Genomic DNA, 18373 nt, shown 5'->3' on the forward strand with positions numbered 1-18373 from the left:
GTTGGCTTAGAAGCAGCCATTCATTCAAAGAGTGCGTAATAGCTCACTGGTCGAGCGGTCGGGCACCGAAAATAAACGGGCATCAAGTCTAACGCCGAAGCTTCGAATTGCTATTCCGACTACGGTCGGAATGCAGTGGTAGAGGAGCATTCCAGCAGCGCAGAAGCCGTGTCGCGAGGCACCGTGGAGCTTCTGGAAAAGAAAATGTAGGCATGAGTAACGATAAGACAAGTGAGAAACTTGTCCGCCGTAAACCTAAGAGTTCCTGTTCAACGCTAATCGGAACAGGGTTAGTCGGGACCTAAGTCGAGGCCGAAAGGCGTAGACGATGGAAAACGGGTCAACATTCCCGTACCTCCCAACAACGTTAACATAAGGCGTGACGCAGTCGCGTAAGATCCGCGTATCGACGGAATGATACGTTGAAGTGCGTAGGCTGGAGAGTAGGCAAATCCGCTCTCCATGAAGGCCGAAACACGACAGTAGGAGGAGCCGACAGGCAAATCCATAGTGATCCCAAGTATGCTGCCAAGAAAAGCGTCGTATGTTGTTTCGGGAGCCCGTATCTCAAACCAACACAGGTAGGTGAGGAGAATATCCTCAGGCGCTCGAGTGATTCGTGGTTAAGGAATTCGGCAAATTAGTCCCGTAACTTCGGGAGAAGGGACGCCCTACTTTGTTCAAAAGGGAAGTAGGGCCGCAGTGAACAGACTCAAACGACTGTTTAACAAAAACACAGACCTCTGCTAAGTCGCAAGACGACGTATAGGGGTTGACACCTGCCCGGTACCGGAAGGTTAATGAAGTGTGTTATTCTGACTTCGGTCAGAAGAAGCTCACGACTGAAGCCCCGGTAAACGGCGGCCGTAACTATAACGGTCCTAAGGTAGCGAAATTCCTTGTCGGGTAAGTTCCGACCTGCACGAATGGTGCAACGATTTGAGTACTGTCTCGACCACGAGCTCGGTGAAATTGTGGTGTCGGTGAAGACGCCGACTCCCTACAGTGGGACGGAAAGACCCCGTGCACCTTTACTACACCTTGGCATTGACATTAGTCAGAATATGTGCAGGATAGGCGGAAGGCTTGGAAGCAGCGTCGCTAGGCGCTGTGGAGCCATCCCTGAAATACCGCCCTTATTCTGATTGATGCCTAACCCTCGGCCGTTAGCCGGTCGGGAGACAGTGTCAGGCGGGTAGTTTGACTGGGGCGGTCTCCTCCTAAATAGTAACGGAGGATTTCAAAGGTACCCTCAGCATGGTCGGTAATCATGCATAGAGTGCAAAGGCACAAGGGTGCTTGACTGCGAGACATACAGGTCGAGCAGGTGCGAAAGCAGGACTTAGTGATCCGGCGGTTCCGAATGGAAGGGCCGTCGCTCAAAGGATAAAAGGTACGCCGGGGATAACAGGCTAATCTCCGCCAAGAGTCCATATCGACGCGGAGGTTTGGCACCTCGATGTCGGCTCGTCGCATCCTGGAGCTGGAGAAGGTTCCAAGGGTTGGGCTGTTCGCCCATTAAAGCGGCACGCGAGCTGGGTTCAGAACGTCGTGAGACAGTTCGGTCCCTATCTACTGTAGGCGTTGGAAACTTGAACGGAGCTGCTTCTAGTACGAGAGGACCGAAGTGGACGAACCGCTGGTGTACCAGTTGCGTCGCCAGGCGCATTGCTGGGTAGCTATGTTCGGAAGGGATAAGCGCTGAAAGCATCTAAGCACTAAGCCCCCCGTAAGATTAGGTTTCCCCAATAGGTCGTTCGAGATTAGGACGTGGATAGGCAGCAGGTGTACGCATGGCAACATGTTTAGCCGAGCTGTACTAATTACCTATGAGGCTTGACCTTGCTATTTTCCACATGCCATCCCGTGTGATTACTCATCACACTTGCGGAAAAACATTACCCCTTGCAGCATGCTTTTTAGCGTGTTGCCACCCTTTCCTGGTGACTATAGCGCAGGGGCCACACCTCTTCCCATTCCGAACAGAGAAGTTAAGCCCTGCAGCGCCGATGGTACTATCGCTTCGATGGAAGAGTAGGTCGTTGCCAGGATGTTATTGAAGGCCTCGTCGCATGTGCGGCGAGGCCTTTTTTGTTGTATGCATACCAAATCACTATAGCCGCGCCTCCGCAGAAAAAGCGCGGTTGGCTTTCAATTTGAGGACGCGAAGAATCGGACAAGCTGAAGCTCTCGTTTCAAAAGCGAAGTTCACTTCTTATCTTGTAAGTCCCGTTCTACGCTCATGCCTCCGGTTGCTATGTCTGATTCAGATTCTCCTACGCCAACTTCACTCCCCAATGCACCCGAAACCACACCCGAGCAGGCCATAGAGCATGGTCTCACAGAAGAAGAGTACACGTGGATTGTTGACCACCTGGGACGAACACCGACGTTTGTCGAGCTCGGGATCTACTCCGTCATGTGGAGTGAACACTGCTCGTACAAGAACTCATTGGCGCTCCTGAAAACGCTCCCCAATGAAGGCCCTGCTCTTCTGGTTGCAGCCGGAGAAGAAAATGCAGGCCTCGTTGGTATCGGAGAAGGCCTTGGTGTGGCCTTCAAGGTTGAAAGTCATAACCATCCTTCCGCCGTAGCCCCATACCAAGGAGCAGCTACAGGCGTTGGTGGCATCCACCGAGACATCTTTACGATGGGGGCACGTCCCATTGCTGCTCTCAACTCACTACGGTTTGGCTCCCTCGAAAGCGACCGCGTGCGCTACCTGCTCGACGGTGTCGTGCGAGGCATCGGCGACTACGGCAACTCCTTTGGCGTCCCCACCGTGGCGGGCGATGTCTACTTCGACGATGCTTACGAAGGCAACCCGCTCGTAAACGCAATGAGTGTCGGACTCGTCAAAGAAGATGCGATTGCGTCAGCAGCCCCACAGCATACGGGCAGCGTGGTCTACATCGTTGGGGCCTCCACCGGGCGCGATGGAATCCACGGAGCAACCTTCGCTTCTGAAGAGATTTCCGAAGAGAGCGAGGACAAGCGCCCCAGTGTGCAGGTCGGTGATCCCTTCACTGAAAAGCTACTGCTCGAGGCAACGCTTGAAGCGATTGATGTAGGCGTGGTCGAGGCCATTCAAGACATGGGAGCAGCAGGCATCACCAGTTCGTCGTTTGAGATGAGTGCATCCGGGGGATGCGGAATGGAACTGCATCTCGATCGCGTTCCGGTGCGCGAATCACAGATGACGCCGTACGAAATCATGCTCTCGGAGAGTCAGGAGCGGATGCTCGTTGTGTGCGACCCGGACGATGCCGACCAGCTGGTCGATGTGTATGCGCGATGGGACCTGCACGCTGAGCGCATCGGCACGATCACCGACGGCACAAATGTGCAGCTCTACTGGAACGAGACCCTTGTTGCCGACCTGGATGCGCGCCATCTCGACTCCGGGAGCGGTGCACCCGTCTATGAACGTGAAACCAAGCGTCCCGCATATCTCGAAACGACCCGAGCGTTTCATCCCGACGAGGTGGCTGATTGCACGCCAGACACCGCAACCGACATGCTACATACGCTGCTTGCTGCCCCGAACATTGCGTCGAAGCGGTGGGTCTTCGAGCAGTACGACACGATGGTGCGCACAAACACGGTAGTCGGTCCCGGCCCCAGCGATGCCGCTGTCATTCGTATCAAAGGGACCGACCGTGGCTTGGCACTTAAGACCGACTGCAACGGACGATACGTCTATCTGAATCCGCGCAAGGGGGCTGAAATCGCCGTCTGCGAATCCGCCCGTAATGTGGTGTGCGCAGGAGGGAAGCCAGTAGCTATTACTAACTGCCTGAACTTTGGAAACCCGTACAAGCCCGAGGTCTACTGGACCTTCGCCGAAGCGATTAAGGGGATGGGCAACGCCTGTACCGCACTCGGAACGCCGGTTACCGGCGGCAACGTCTCATTTTACAACGAGCATCCCGACGGAGCCGTCTACCCAACACCGACAATCGGCATGGTGGGGCGCGTCGACGACTTACATACGCAGCCCACGACCGCGGCTGTGCAAACACCTGGGGATCGGCTTTTTCTGCTCCACCCAGACGGGCAGGCATATCCAAACGATATTGATGGATCGGAATATTTGGCAACAGTGCATGAGCAGATTGCGGGCGACGCACCACGCCTTGTGCTCGACGAAGAGGTTGCTGTGCAGCAAGCAATGCGCACCCTGATCAACACCGGAACGGTACAGCATGCGCACGACGTATCGGACGGCGGACTTGCGGCGTGCCTGGCCGAGTCGGCTCTGCACGGCAACTGTGGAATGGACATTACACTCTCCATTCCTGAAGACGTACGAGCAGATGCGGTGCTCTTTGGTGAAGCTCAGTCGCGGATCGTCTTTTCAGTTGCTGAAGACCACGAACCGGCGATTCAAGAAGCGATTCAGGATATTGAAGGCGTGTCAGCAACGCCTATTGGCACCGTGTGCGGCAACGAATTCCGTATCACATGGGCCGGTATCACATGGGTCGAAGCACCGCTCCATACGCTACGTGCAGCGCATGAAAACACGCTGCCCAACGCGATGAATGCCGAGCAGCGCACCGCAGCATAGACACCAGAGACCAGGCCAAAGTGTCCAACGTGGGCAAAGACCCGCAGGCGCGCGAACATCTTCTTGTATGGTGGAGTATCTGTGTATCCAAACAAACAGTATACTACGCGAAGCGCATATGTGAGAGGTCTGTATCCAGGGTCCGATTGCGTAACGCCGGAAGCGCTCTTCGCAACCAAGCATTGCGTCTTCCACACGTTGCGGCAACCGTACAACTTATGGTCCTGCTGCCGCGTTTGGATGCATGGTTTCTTCTTTGCACCAAGCCCTCCTTTATCATGAGCACGCCTGCAACCAACGGACACGCCCCTAATCTTTCCGCCTTTGAGGGCATTGATGGGGCCGATGCCGAAATGCGTGATGTCGTCATCATTGGCACGGGCCCGGCAGGCTGGACTGCCGCACTCTACACCGCCCGCGCCAGTTTGGAGCCGCTCGTATTCATGGGGCCCGAGCCCGGTGGACAGCTTACCACAACCACCGATGTGGAAAACTATCCCGGCTACCCCGACGGCATCATGGGGCCCGATATGATGCAGGACTTTCAGGCGCAGGCTGAGCAGTTTGGTGCCGAGTCGCGCTACGGTGTGGTCACCGATGTCGACTTCAGCGAGCGCCCGTATCGCCTGCTGGTGGATGAAGAAACGCTCATCCACGCGCAGACGGTCATTGTGGCGACCGGCGCTTCGGCCCGCTACCTGGGCCTCGAAAACGAGCAGCGGCTGCTGGGGCACGGCGTATCGGCCTGTGCCACGTGCGATGGCGCCTTCTTCCGCGACGAAACCGTGGCCGTCGTCGGCGGCGGCGACAGCGCGATGGAAGAAGCCATCTTCCTCACCAAGTTTGCGAAGGAGGTCCGCGTCATCCACCGCCGCGACGAACTCCGCGCCTCAAAAATTATGCAGGAGCGGGCCTTCGACAACGACAAAATCACCTTTGTGTGGGATACCGAAGTCGTTGACGTGCTCGGCGAGGATCAGGTGACGGGCATTGAGGTCATCAACAACAACACCGAGGAAACGTACGTCATGGACGACGTGACGGGACTTTTCCTGGCGATTGGCCATACGCCCAACACGGAGCCGTTTACCGGCTGGCTCGACATGGACGACAGCGACTACATTGAAACGCAGCCCGACTCGACCTACACCAATATTCCGGGCGTGTTTGCCTGTGGAGACGCGCAAGACCACGTCTACCGCCAGGCGGTCACCGCAGCGGGCACCGGATGCATGGCCGCGATCGATGCTGAGCGCTGGCTCTCAGAGCACGGCGTGATCGACGAGCCGCGTACTGAAACCGAGTATCACGCGGCCCCGGCTACCGCATCCAGCAACGCGTAACCTCGCAGACGCTTCGCGCCGCCTCCAGTCATGATCGCATGCAGCGATGCATAACATCGTCCTTGCATGTCGGGGCTGGAGGCGGTACTATTTTTGCCTGCGTTATGCGTGTGTTACCACTTGTTTCACCAGCCCCTTACTTCCTGTGATGTATTCGCGCTCCCTCGGAGCTCTGTGCGGAATGATCCTTGGCGTTGTGCTCACGCTCGCGGGCACTGGCTGCGCATCTCCTGATGCGCCCGACCCGTCGCCGCCTACCGCCACAACCACGTCCCCCGACTCATCAGCTCAGCAGGCGAATGCGGATCTGAATGCAGCGCCCCCAACGCCGCAGGGGGAGCGCTCCCTGAACGAGCGCCTGAATGATCTCTCGCTTGCAGCCCGCATCAAGCAAGCCCTGGCCCGCGACCGCAGGCTGCGCGGGTATGACTTTGAGCCGGAGGTGGAGCGAGGCACTGTGCTCTTGCAGGGCGATGTGCAAACGCAAGACGAATACGAGCGCGCCGCCGAAATCACGGCGCAACTGTCCGAGGTCGAGGCCGTCACCAACGCCGTTACGGTCGTTGGACAACCCGTCATCGCTGACAATCGGCGTGGAGATGCAAATCCCAGCAACGAATCGGGCGCCACGCACGTCGTGCAGCCCGGCGAAACGCTGTGGGATATCGCCCGCTCGCATCGCTCGTCGGTCGGCAGCATCCAGCAGCACAACGGACTGAGCGACGGACGCCTGCAGCCCGGTCAAACGCTCAAGATTCCATCGCCGTAAGAGGTGCGTTCTACATATCCAAGTAGCAGGTAGGGACGCAGCGCGCTGCGTCCCTTTTCTTTTTCGTAAAGCGATGATACATCGAGCTATAATCGAGCCCTTTGCATTATTGGTGTTGATTGGGCAATTTGTTTGCTGTAGGCTACTCGGCGCTTTAATCAACCCATCATGCGATACGTCTTCTTACTCTTGTGTTCGCTATTCTTTGCCCATGGGTCTTTGGCGCAGACGCCAGACCAGGAGTGGACACTCAACGACACGTTTTATATAACCTCCATCGACATCGATAGTGAGGGTCGAATCTACGCAAGTGATATCGAGGCTCACCAAATCCATATCTTCGGAGACGACGGATCACACATTCGTTCCGTAGGCAGTGAGGGGCAAGGGCCTGGAGAGTTTATGATGCCACTTTGTGCTGAGTTAAGTCCCAATGAGGAGCAGTTTGTCGTGCGTGACTGGCAAAACAGAGTTAGCTTCTTTACCCGAGAGGGCGACTACGAAAGCTCTTTTGTTATGACTGGGCACATACCATCAGAAGATCTTGCATTCCAGAATGACTCACTCCTCGTGATGGGCAGTTTTGGTGCCCAGACATTGGAAAATGGTAAGACCATGCATTTCTATACAACGGGGGGAGAAAACCTCAAATCATTCTTTCCGCTCAATGAGAGGATGATCGAGTTAAACATCTCAACATGGGCTGATGCCTCCTTTGTCATTGCTCCAAATGATCAAATATATGCACTGCAACCAGGCCAATACAGCTTCAGCATCTTCTCGTCAGAAGGGGAATTAGAACGCGAAGTATCTGTATCACCGTTTCCTGAGCATGTGAATCTCCCTGACGAACCGCAACCTGACGGACAAGATCAGGACGAACTACAGGAATGGATAGATACATATGACACGCCGCGATCGCTCTACATGGTTGATTCCGGCGTGCTGGCAGTCACGATTCAAGAAGGAGATGTGCCTGCGGAAGAAAGCACAATGATCGATCTCATCGAAGCTGATACCGGAGAGTTGTTAGGTAGCCTGCGCCTTCCAGGGTTCATTGTGGATGCTGATTACGAAGAGGAATTGTTGTACGCAGCGGAATCAAATGCGGGGGAGGCATCCACTACACTTCGCGCATACGGCCTCGACGACTTGTTAGAAGCAGCAGAGTAGAGAGCAATCCCCTGACCGTTACCAATCAACCCGCTCCGCCCCCTCACGTCCGCATGAAGTTCTTCAGCAGAAAGAACACGTTCTCCTTCCGCTCGCGCAGGCGCCGGTAGAAGTACGGAAACCACTCCGTACCGTAAGGCACATACACCATCATGTTGTATCCATCAGCAGCCATTTCGCGCTGGGTATCCGGACGCAGGCCGTACAGCATCTGAAACTCGAACCGGTCGCGCGAGATGCTTTCGTCCGCGGCGAATTGCTTTGTAGCGCGGATCAACGAATCATCGTGTGTCGCAATGCCTGAATAGGGCGTGTGCTTCAGCAGGCGCTGCATGTAGTCGGTAAAGCGTGCGCGAATCACATCCATGTCCTGATAGGCCCGTGCCGCCGGTTCGCCGTACGCGCCCTTGCACAGGCGCACGCTCACGCCCAGCTCGCACATCCGGTCGATGTCGCGATCCGTGCGCTTCAGCATCGCCTGCAGCACCGGACCAATATGATCCGGGAAGTCCGCATGCATCGTCTCAAAGATCGACAGCGTCGAATCCGTCAGGTCGCTGCCCTCCATATCCAGCCGCACAAACATGTCGTGCTCAGCGGCCACCTCCATAAGCGCACGCAGGTTCGCGAGGCAGAACGCCTCATCGATGAGCTGCCCCAGCATCGACAGCTTAATCGAAATGCGGTTGCGGCGCTCGGGGGGCGTCACCGCGTCCAGCGTGCGCACCAGCTCGATGTACGTATCCCGCGATTGCCGCGCCACGTCACGGTCGTGCACATGCTCGCCCAGCAAGTCGAGCGCCACATGCAAGCCATCGTCATTCAGCGCTTGCACGGCAGGCAGCGCCTCGTCGAGCGTTTCGCCCGCCACAAACCGGCTGGCCAGGAAAAAAGGAAGTCGCATAGCAGTCAATGTTGAAAGCGCTTTTACAGACAGTAAAACATAGGCATCACGTCCGGCACAAGTTGGCGTGCGCGTTGAAAAACCAGTTCGAAATACAAACATCGTTGCGTAGCGAAGGGCTCTTGGCCAGATAGGTGTCATTGAAAAACACTGGCTGTGATTAGCAGCATCCGTTGGCATTGCCCCAATTTCATTGTGGGAGAAAGCATAGCATCGGCGCTGCGCCGTAACCTCTCGCAGTTTCTCCGTCGCTCTCGTTCCTGGTTCCCCCGTTCCATGGCTGCGCAACCGCCCCACGCTCCACGCACATGGGTCGCCGGAGCCGATGCATGCCCGGCCGGGTGGATCGTCGTGCTCGAACACACAGGCACCGGCGTGCACCGGCACCGCATCGTCGAGCACACCGCCGATCTGCTGCGGCTGCCCGAACAGCCCGCCTGCATCGGCATCGACATGATCATTGGACTGCCTGCCGAAGCCCGCTCTGGCGGACGCGCCTGCGACCGTGCGGCCCGCGCCCTGCTCGGGTGGCCGCGCTCCAGCAGTATCTTCTCGCCGCCGTGCCGCGCCGCTTTGCAAGCCACCACCTACGACGAAGCCGCGGCCACCAACCGGGCCAGCCATCCCGATGGTGTCGGGCTCACCAAGCAGGCGTACTACCTCTTCCCCAAAATCCGAGCGCTCGACACGCTCATCACGCCCGCGAGGCAGCATCGAATATGCGAAGTGCACCCCGAGTGCAGCTTTTACGTGCTCAACGGCAATGCCCCGGTCGATGCATCCAAACACACCGACGAGGGCATTGAGCATCGCATCCACCTGTTACAAGACGCCGAGTTCGATGGGGTCCCCGATGCGTGTAGCGCCTACCCGCGCCGCCAGGCCAAGCCCGACGACATCCTCGACGCCCACGCCGCCTGTTACACCGCGCGCCGCATGCACAAGGGCACCGCCACACGCCTCCCCCAAACCGAACCGGTGCCCGTTGACCCCACCGGACTGCGCATGGAGATCTGGCGGTAAGTTACAGGTGATATACACCTTTATATCCTGCGTCCGACGGTCCCCCGTCGGATGTACAAAACACAGCCGCTCCTGCGGCTCTGGAAACCGGCAGCCCCAAAGAAATAAAAACAGGTTCCCAATTCAGGGGAATCCCGCTCCCTGAAGAGTTGATACCAACTGCCAGTGTCTACTTCATCCTTTCGCATCCCCCCGACTGCTATGCCCACCGACATCGCCAACCTGCGCGAGGAGTACACCCGCGCTACTTTGACGCGCGAGGACATCGCCGACGATCCTATTGCGCAGTTTCGCACGTGGCTCGACGCGGCCATTGAGGCCGACCTGCCCGAGCCCAACGCCATGACACTGGCCACCGCCGACAAACAGGGCCGCCCGGCCTCGCGCGTGGTGCTGCTCAAGGAACTGGATACCGGTTTTGTGCTCTATACGAACTATCAGAGCCAGAAGGGCCAGGCGCTGCAGGCCAATCCGCACGCGGCGCTTACGTTCTGGTGGGAGCCCATGGAGAGGCAGGTGCGCGTGCAAGGACGGGCGGAGCGCGTTTCGGCGGAGCAGTCAGACGCCTACTTCGCCAAGCGTCCGCGCAGCAGCCAGTTGGGGGCGTGGACCTCGCCGCAGAGCCGCGTCATCGATGACCGCGATGTGCTCGACGATAACTGGGCGCAGGTGAAGGAGCGCTTTGGTGATGAGGGCGAGGTGCCGCGTCCGCCGCACTGGGGCGGCATACGCATCGTGCCGCACACCGTCGAGTTCTGGCAAGGCCGCCCCAGCCGTCTGCACGATCGCCTGCGCTACTGCCGCGCCGACGCAGAGAGCGCCGCCTCGTGGACGGTGGAGCGCCTGGCCCCATGATGCAACGCGTGAAGGGTCTTTAGACACAACCTAATGCAATGACAGGGTGCTGAGGACCCGGTGGAAATCGGAGGTGCTAAACGGGTGCCGGAGCGCAGCGTCGCACCAGTCGGGTGGGGTGGACCAGCAGTGGAGTTTGAGCACGCGAATGTTGTGCAGCGCCCGCATCGACCGGAGGCTGGCGGCAAGCGGCTCCTGTCCAGAAGCGACATCACCGATCACAGCAAGCTGGTGCTCCCGATGCAGGGAACGCACGGCCTCGGCACCGGTGCGTGCCTGGTCTATGCTCCATGTCGCAAGACCGTTAGAGTGGAGACAGGTCTCCACGAAATAGCGCATGTCGTCGTTGCGATCAACCAGGAGGATGCGAGGGGGAGGGTCTGTTTCGTCTGTAGCAGGCAATAAGATGGGGTGCACATTCAAAAGATTGATGTCAGGGGAGGGCAAGTCGCAGTGGGCTACGTCAGCTTATATGCGCCCAATCCCAGTCCCAGTGCAATTAGATAGAAGAGGCCGCCGTCAACAGGGACTCCGCTTGGAAGTGTCTCTCCGGGAGCGAGGGGACTCCCGCCGCCACCTGTTCCGTTGCAGCGTCCATTTCCGGGACCACAAGTACCTACGCCAGTCGATGGGTCCACGCAGCAGACACTTCGTCCACCTCCTGCAGTACAGTCGTTATTGCTAAAGCATTGTCCTCCAGGCCCTGCATTTGTCTGCACACCATCGCCCACGCGTCGTGCAGAACCCTCTTCTTCATCGTCCGAGAAGTCATAGAAGTCGCGGGCCCAGTCCTCGCCATGGCGTGACGGATCGGGCGTAGAGTCCGAGGTTCGGTCGGTCGACCAGGTGTCTTCCGTGCCCCACGGGTCGCTGCTGTTCCAGGCGTCGTTTACAGCCCAGGGATTGTTATCTTCTTCTGCTTGTGAGCGGTCAATCTGCCACGGGTTAGAGGACGGTTCGGGAGAATCCCAAACGCTTTGTCCATGCGCGGTTGGCGCGGTGCTGAGGAGCAGCCCGCCGGCTACGAGTCCAACAAAACATACGATGCGAAGAAGAGCGGATCCAGAGTTGTGAAATACGCGGGCACTGCGTAGCCAATCCCAAAGAGCAAAAAGTGCGGCCCGGGCATGCGTAGAGCGAATCATCATGAATAAACAGGAGCATCCAAGAGTAGGTTGTAAGCTGCTCCTAAGGATATGAAGACGATGCTCCGATAGCTTGCACTAAACAAGCAATCTGTAACACAGATCAGGCGTTTTTACCCGTTGCACAAATCGATCATCGATTTGCACAAATCGGCTATATTGCTGAAAATCGTTCTTCAGGCCGTTTAAGAGATGATTCTGGTTGTGTTGATATATTGGGGTAAACGCGACCGTTGCGTTTTTACACCTATCATGAAGATAGATGTACCGTGAATCGTGCAACGCATACCGCTGCGTGTGCATCACTGTCGACGTGCAATGCGACGCAGATAACAGGGCCGAATGAGATATGAAAGCTATGCCTTATCCCCCTACTGCTGGCGCGGAATAAGGTAGAGTTCGGTCTGGCGGCCATCGTGATATGTAACAGCGTCGCCGTCGAAGAAGGCATCCTCTTCCACCTTCATGAGGATCTCCTGGCCGCCCCACTCCGGAATCGACACGGCCACGTTCAGTTCGATGGAGTGCGCGGTGTTCGCGTAGAGCGGGTAGTCGCCCCAGCCGGGCACGCCGTCTTGCTGATCCCAGAGTCCAATCGTTGGACCGGCGCCGTGGCCGTGGTATCCAATCGGATGCGTGTAGATGGTCGCGTCGAGATTTTCGTCGTCGGCAGCAGCCAGGGCATCCGACAGAATGGCGTTGCCGCTGCGTCCGGTTGCAAACTGATCGGTGAGCAGGTCTTGCACGCGGTTGGCCTGTCGGAGCGCATCCTGTACCCCTTCGGGCGCGCTGGTTTCGCCGGGACGCAGCACGTAGGCGTTGCGCTGGGTGTCGGTGTTCAGGCGCAGGTACGTGATGCCCAGATCCATGTGCACGAGGTCGCCGGGTTGGATGACGGTGGGACCGCTGTCGGATGAAAAGTCGCCGTCTTCGCCCTCGGCATTGGCGCGCTGTACCGACACGCTCGGGTGGAACCAGGCAGTCAGGTTCAGGTCGCGAATGCGCTCGCGGTACCACCATGCTACATCCTCGGTCGTTGTGATGCCGGGCTGGATCACGGCTTCAGAGAGCCCCTCCGCAATGATGGCGTGTGCCAACCGGTTGATGTGCCGATACGCCGCGTGCTCCGAGGTAGTGCGCGTCTCCAGCCAGCCAATCGCCAGCGCCTCGCCCGATACGATGCGTTCGCGGTACGTCTCCGACAGCGCCGCTTCGAGCTGGCTCATCTCGCTTGTGGTCATGCCGTCGGCCAGTGCAAACGTCTCAGAGGTGTTGAGCGCAATGGATGCCGGGTCGCGTTCGGAGACGATCTGGGCCAGGCGCGCCCACTGATCGGGCTGCTCGTCCGGGTCCCACGCCGAGGGAAACAGCTCGCCCACATCGTACCGGCTGATGGCCAGGCGCTCAACGCCGTCGTTGGGGCCGCGGTCGTAGAACACGAGCATGGTGCGGCGGCGCGCAGCCATCCATGTGGCGGGAAGCATCGTTTCAATGACGGGGTCTTCGTTGTACTCCCGCGCACTCACAATCCACATGTCCACGTTCTCGCGCCGCATGAGTGCCGGCAGTACGGTATCGAGGCGCTCCTGTAGCCACGTGTTCACCACATTAGCGCGTTCCTGCATGGAGAGTACGGCAGGCGCCCCGGCATCTTCAGGGTGTTGTGCCGTAGCGGGTACGACCGCCGCAACCATGAGGCAGACGGTGAGCAGAAGGCGTGTGCGGGTGCGCATGGCAACGGAGTATAGTGGAAGGCAACGACGGATGCATTCCCATAATACAACATGCACGACAGAGGTGCCACGAGCACAACCGCCCAACATACAGACGCGCAGCTCCGTGCGGAGGCACCGAGCCGCGCGTTTGCGCGTCGCAATGGGTAGGGAGGGATACGGTCGCCGCCTACCGCTGCACGAGGTCGAGCACCAGGGGCAGGTGGTCGGAGGCAGTGGTAGTCGCATCGGCATCCAGGCCGTGCGCCTGGCGCAGGCTGTCGGGCAAGCCCGGCGTGTAGAGCGTGTAGGCGTGGGCCACATCGAGCACGCTATCGCTCACATACGCGTAATCGAGGCGGCTGGGCGGATACGAACTGCCACGGCCCATCCAGGTGCTATGCAGCGAGGTGCCGGTCTGACGCGGATTGACATCCAGCAGGTCGGTGCCGTCCCAGTCGGGTGCGGTCGATTCGCCAAACTCATCGGTGTTGACGATGGTACCGGTTTTCAGGGTGTTGGGCTGCTGCGCATCCCCTACGAAGTTCATATCGCCGGTGATGAGCACGGGGGTGTTCTCGGGCACATCAATGGCGGCGGTGCCGGCTTGGGCCTCCCGCAGGAACGCGATGATGGAGTCGACGCCCAGCTGGCGGCGCACATCGCGTGAGGGAGTGGCATCGTCGTAGTTGCAGCACGGCAGGTGCGCCAGGATCACAAGTAGCGGCGTGCCGAGGTCGTCTTCCGTATCCAGCAGATACGCCCCGCTGGTGTAGTTCTGATAGCCGGTGATGGCGTGGGTGTCGAGGATGGGATACTTGCTCACCATAATCAGGTCGATGCCTTTCTTATCCACATGCCACTGTCCCGAATCGGGCGTGCCGTAGAGGGATTCAACGCGCTCGCGGGTGGCCTCGGCGTTGTTTTCGTAGAGCTCGTTGAAGCCGATGATGTCGGGCTGTACCGTGTTTAGGATCTGCGTGTAGCTGTCACCGCGGCTGCCTTCGAAGAAGCCGTCGCGTTCGGCGTTGTAGGAGAGCACGCGTACGCCGTCGTTGGTCGTGCGCTCCAGTTCGGGCGCGGGCCAGTTGGGCAGGTCGGTGTCGGTGAAGGCGTAGGACAGGCCGCCCTCATCAGGAACCTGATCGCCGCCCCCGGTGAAGGCAATGCGTAGCGAATCCGCCCGAAAAAGCGGGGCGGTAGCGGGTGTGGCATCGCGATCGAGCGCAATTTCAAACACTGAGGAGGTGACCGTTGGAAGCGTTACCAGCCCAATGGCTTCGTGCTCCACCTCGGGGCGCCCGCCGTTGGCGTGTACGCGCCCGCTGCGTTCGCCGAAGGTCCACGACAGATCGGCGCCCATGCCTTGCACCTCGGTGCCGGTGTTGGCATCGTAGTCGGTGTCCAGGTGAAGCGTCAGGTCGTTGTCTTCTTGCAGGTTGATCTCGGATCCCACTTCTACGCGCAGATACAAACGCTCGCTATCGTGCGCGACCCACAGGCGCTCAAAATCGAGCGCATCGCCATCGCCGGTGGCGTCGGTGTGGCGCACGGGGACTTCGCTCCAGTCGGACGCCCCGCCATCGATCTGAATAGCTGTGGGATAAGTGGGGGCTTCGGTCTCGGAGTCGTTGGGCGGGTCTGCATCCGTACTGTTGGAGGTTGGACCGGCGTCGCATCCAACCAACAGAGTGGCAGCGAGCGCGAGCAGGAAGAGCGGGCGAGATAGGTGCATAGGCAACAAAAAGATAATGGGGAAGCAAACAACGCATGTCATATCCCGCGCATCCGCACTTCGTTTCACAGGAGTGTAACGAGTGTCGGCGCAGCATGATGAATGGTGCTGTGCGGCAGCGCATGGCTGGATCACGTCTGGTCGCACCGTCGGTGCAAGGAGCGTGCTATGCAATCGTTGGGTGTGCTATCCTGCGAGGTGTCGTATGCTATGGTCACATTCGAACTGTTTCTCATCGTATCTAACCTCCCTACCATGGCTGTAGCCAAGAAAAGAGCATCTACCGTCGTTGATCTGGCTGTAGAAGCTAAGAACTTCACCAAGCTCGCAGAAGCGCTCACGCAAGCACAATTGGTCGACACGTTGAAAGGCAAGGGACCGTTTACGGTTTTTGCGCCCAACGACGACGCGTTCAAAAAACTGTCGCGCGAGACCTGGGGCACGCTGATGAAACCGGCAAACCGCAGCAAGCTCCAGAACATCCTGAAACTGCATGTTGCCTCCGGACGGAAGTCCGCGAAGGACGTGCTGGCGGCCTCGTCCATGAAGATGATGGACGGTACATCGCTGAACATCACCAACGAAGATGGGCAGCCGCGTATTGGCGGGGCCCGCATCCAGACGACCGATCTGGAAGCGGAAAACGGCGTTGTCCACGTGATTGATCGCGTGCTTTCGAACGACCGATAGTCCGCACAGCTAACTCCTTGTGCCGTTCATTACGAGGAGATGGTCAAGGCGCCAGGTCCAGGCATACTGCTTGGGGCTGGCGCTTTTGTGTTGGGCCGGCATGCTGCAACCGGATGTGGTATGGACAGATACATCCTGGATCCACAGGTTATCTTCCCTATTTCACGACTGCCGGAAACGCAGGCACCAGCGTGGAAGCCTCGGCTTGTTCTTCGGGAGCCGTGTGGAACGTCATGGTGCCCTCGGGGGCGCAGGTCCACACTTCGGTGGCTCCGCTCTCGAAATAGAGCACACACTTTTCGGCCATCTCGGCTTCGGTGTTCGACGCTGACAGCACCTCCACCACCAGATTAGGCATGACGGGGCTGGCTTCTGCATCGGGGGAAAGCTGCGATGCACGCTCGTCGGAAAGCCACACGACATCGGGGACCTTCACTCCCTGGGGCGTTTCGACGGGGAATTCGACGGCCCGCAGGCCACGCTCCCCAAGGCGATCGCGCAGCATATCGCTAATGCGAACTTGCATGGTGCTATGCCAGGGTGGGTGTGGACTCAAAAGAATCTGGTTGTGCGCATTGGTTTCCACTTTGTACGGCAGCTGTTGCAGGTGCGGGTCGCGCAGCGCGCGGTGCCAGGCCGTGGCGGGCTGGGTATCCATAACGCAGTCGTTGTTGGCAGTGGGATACGCATGCTTTTTGTTAACGCAGTGTGGAGGTGCCGGTTCGAGCCGATACGACGCACCCAACGCGAACGAGTCGGGGCGCCCTTGCCTCTTTCCGGACAGCTGATAGAGATGAGAAATCTCATCACGTAACAGGATTCGCACATCTAAAGGCCGCCCATCCGGGCATTTCGACCATCCAGTACGCCTATTTCCCTCGTAAGGTCGGGGTGAACGGGGGATGCTCCCTCGCTGCTTGTTTGTTCACCAGACACCACCGAACCCATGCATCACACTTTTTTGCGCATGACTCGAATCAGCAGTCTACTGCTGGCTGCGATTGCCTTGCTATTTCTTACCGCCTGCGACGACGACTCCACGTCGGTGGGACCCGAGCCCGACCCTGAGGAAGCATCGTTCAGCTATGCGTTTAACGAGGGCCAGGCGGTGGGCGACGTAAACACAGCCTACCGGGGCACACACGACCGCAACGTAACCGCCGATCTGGTCATCGAAGAGATGGAAGACGGCAACGCGGCAGTGACGGTCACGCTCAACAACACGCTCGACGGCGAAACCTATGCCGTGCATGCCCACGACATGGCCGATCCGAACACAACGCCCAACAACACGCCATACAACGAAACGCCCAACGCGGATGTCTACGCCGAATTGATCGACGGCACCGGCGGAAACGCGTCGCTCACGCATGAAACCGAACTGCCGTATGCCGAGGTAGCCAACGAGTACGAAGGATTTTTCGTGGTACACGATCCACTTCAGCCCATCGATACCGCCGACCTGACCACGTATCTGGTTCTTGGTGTGTTCGGGCAGTCGCTGGAGGCCGGCGAGTCGAGCCTGCGCAGCGCTGAATACGACTATGCGTTTAACGAAGGTCAACTCCTGGGCGACTTTGCCTACGACGGCTCGCAAGGCGACCACCCGCGCGAACTAACCGCGACGCTCTCGATTGAGGAGCGCGACACCGGCGCGGCCACCGTCACCGTTACGCTTGATAACACCCTCGATGGCGCTGACTATGCCGTGCACGCCCACGATGTGGCGGATCCAGAGACGACCCCGAACAACACGCCATACAATGAAACGCCGAATGGCGACGTGTACGCTCAACTCATCACAGGAACGGGCGGAAGCGTGAGCCAGTCGTTTGAGTCGGACGAGGCGTATGTCGATCTCGTGGAGGCCTACGAAGGCTTCTTTGTCGTCCACGACCCCACGCAGCCGGTGGATACGACTGATCCGAGCACGTACCTGGTACTGGGCACGTTCGCGGAATCGCTGGAAGCGGGCGACCCGAATCTGCGCGCCGTCACGATCACGATGGGCAATGACGGCGCCAGTGCGTATGTGGCTACAGATGTGGAAGGCGCGCCAGCTGAGGAGGTAATCGCGCTCAACGAGAACAACGCCCCGGTTACGCTGCAAGAGGGGATGCGATACCAGTTTGTCATTGAGAATGGCGATTCGCATCCATTCGGGGTAGACGACGATGCGGGCACGACGCTGCTGAACCATGACGGCACCGGCTCCTTCGCCGACAACGAGGCTGTGAACCTCATGACCGATGGCGAGGGCGGCGTCTCATTCAACCTGACCGCTGAACTCGCGGACGAACTTGCGGCCTACTACTGCAACTTCCACGGCTCCATGCGTGGGGATGTCATGATCGCAGATGGCGCATAAACGGCTGCGTACATGCGAAAACAGGATACGGGGTCTCCTCAAGTGCGGGGAGGCCCCGTTTTTTGTGGATAGGAGGTACACTGATT

The 18373-nt window shown here is 58.5% G+C and carries 14 protein-coding genes and 2 rRNA genes (1 of these 16 only partly in view); 10 read left to right on the forward strand and 6 right to left on the reverse strand.

Features of this window, described 5'->3' with window-relative positions; translation table 11 throughout:
• The 6 genes from CRI93_RS03740 to CRI93_RS03765 all read left to right on the forward strand — a co-directional run.
• Positions 1-1844, forward strand: a 23S ribosomal RNA gene (locus CRI93_RS03740) (it extends 1110 nt beyond the left edge of the window).
• Between the two features lie 95 nt (positions 1845-1939).
• Positions 1940-2051: ribosomal RNA gene (rrf, locus tag CRI93_RS03745) — 5S ribosomal RNA — on the forward strand.
• A gap of 206 nt (positions 2052-2257) precedes the next feature.
• Positions 2258-4570: a phosphoribosylformylglycinamidine synthase subunit PurL gene (gene purL, locus CRI93_RS03750; RefSeq protein WP_098061266.1), complete on the forward strand. Its 2313-nt coding sequence runs from the start codon at positions 2258-2260 to the stop codon at positions 4568-4570.
• 278 nt (positions 4571-4848) lie between these two features.
• The gene (gene trxB, locus CRI93_RS03755; protein ID WP_176521665.1) at positions 4849-5913 is read left to right on the forward strand and encodes a thioredoxin-disulfide reductase; all 1065 of its coding nucleotides are present in this window, start codon (positions 4849-4851) and stop codon (positions 5911-5913) included.
• A gap of 181 nt (positions 5914-6094) precedes the next feature.
• Positions 6095-6682, forward strand: coding sequence for a LysM peptidoglycan-binding domain-containing protein (locus CRI93_RS03760; RefSeq protein WP_176521666.1), 588 nt, complete (start codon positions 6095-6097; stop codon positions 6680-6682).
• Positions 6683-6901: 219 nt separating this feature from the next.
• Entirely contained in the window at positions 6902-7855 is a 954-nt protein-coding gene (locus CRI93_RS03765) for a 6-bladed beta-propeller (RefSeq protein ID WP_176521667.1), read from the forward strand.
• 43 nt (positions 7856-7898) lie between these two features.
• Here CRI93_RS03765 and CRI93_RS03770 read toward each other — a convergent pair whose 3' ends face one another.
• Positions 7899-8759 (reverse strand): proline dehydrogenase family protein, encoded by an 861-nt coding sequence (locus tag CRI93_RS03770; protein WP_098061270.1) that lies wholly within the window; start codon positions 8757-8759, stop codon positions 7899-7901.
• A gap of 276 nt (positions 8760-9035) precedes the next feature.
• Here CRI93_RS03770 and CRI93_RS03775 point away from each other — a divergent pair, with 276 nt between their 5' ends.
• Positions 9036-9782: a DUF429 domain-containing protein gene (locus CRI93_RS03775; protein WP_098061271.1), complete on the forward strand. Its 747-nt coding sequence runs from the start codon at positions 9036-9038 to the stop codon at positions 9780-9782.
• Between the two features lie 201 nt (positions 9783-9983).
• A complete protein-coding gene (gene pdxH, locus CRI93_RS03780) occupies positions 9984-10637 on the forward strand; it encodes a pyridoxamine 5'-phosphate oxidase (protein ID WP_098061272.1) in 654 nt (217 codons plus the stop codon).
• Positions 10638-10667: 30 nt separating this feature from the next.
• On the opposite strand, the gene CRI93_RS03785 is transcribed toward pdxH, so the two are convergent.
• The 4 genes from CRI93_RS03785 to CRI93_RS03800 form a co-directional block, all read right to left on the reverse strand.
• Positions 10668-11084 carry a hypothetical protein gene (locus tag CRI93_RS03785; protein WP_141491553.1) on the reverse strand — a complete coding sequence of 139 codons (417 nt, stop codon included), beginning with the start codon at positions 11082-11084 and terminating at the stop codon, positions 10668-10670.
• An 11-nt stretch (positions 11085-11095) separates the two neighbouring features.
• The gene (locus CRI93_RS15055) at positions 11096-11785 is read right to left on the reverse strand and encodes a hypothetical protein (protein WP_141491554.1); all 690 of its coding nucleotides are present in this window, start codon (positions 11783-11785) and stop codon (positions 11096-11098) included.
• A gap of 368 nt (positions 11786-12153) precedes the next feature.
• Entirely contained in the window at positions 12154-13515 is a 1362-nt protein-coding gene (locus CRI93_RS03795) for a M24 family metallopeptidase (protein ID WP_098061275.1), read from the reverse strand.
• Between the two features lie 169 nt (positions 13516-13684).
• Positions 13685-15229 carry an endonuclease/exonuclease/phosphatase family protein gene (locus CRI93_RS03800; RefSeq protein ID WP_098061276.1) on the reverse strand — a complete coding sequence of 515 codons (1545 nt, stop codon included), beginning with the start codon at positions 15227-15229 and terminating at the stop codon, positions 13685-13687.
• A gap of 255 nt (positions 15230-15484) precedes the next feature.
• Between CRI93_RS03800 and CRI93_RS03805 the strand changes: the two genes are divergently transcribed.
• Positions 15485-15919, forward strand: a complete 435-nt coding sequence (locus tag CRI93_RS03805; RefSeq protein ID WP_176521668.1) for a fasciclin domain-containing protein — start codon at positions 15485-15487, stop codon at positions 15917-15919.
• Between the two features lie 157 nt (positions 15920-16076).
• Here the strand turns inward: CRI93_RS03805 and CRI93_RS03810 are convergent, their stop codons facing one another.
• A complete protein-coding gene (locus tag CRI93_RS03810; protein ID WP_098061278.1) occupies positions 16077-16577 on the reverse strand; it encodes a Uma2 family endonuclease in 501 nt (166 codons plus the stop codon).
• Between the two features lie 288 nt (positions 16578-16865).
• On the opposite strand from CRI93_RS03810, the gene CRI93_RS03815 reads away from it, so the two are divergent.
• A complete protein-coding gene (locus CRI93_RS03815; RefSeq protein WP_141491555.1) occupies positions 16866-18287 on the forward strand; it encodes a hypothetical protein in 1422 nt (473 codons plus the stop codon).
• Positions 18288-18373: the final 86 nt, after the last annotated feature.

The organism is Longimonas halophila, assembly GCF_002554705.1.
Taxonomy (GTDB): Bacteria; Bacteroidota; Rhodothermia; order Rhodothermales; family Salinibacteraceae; genus Longimonas; species Longimonas halophila.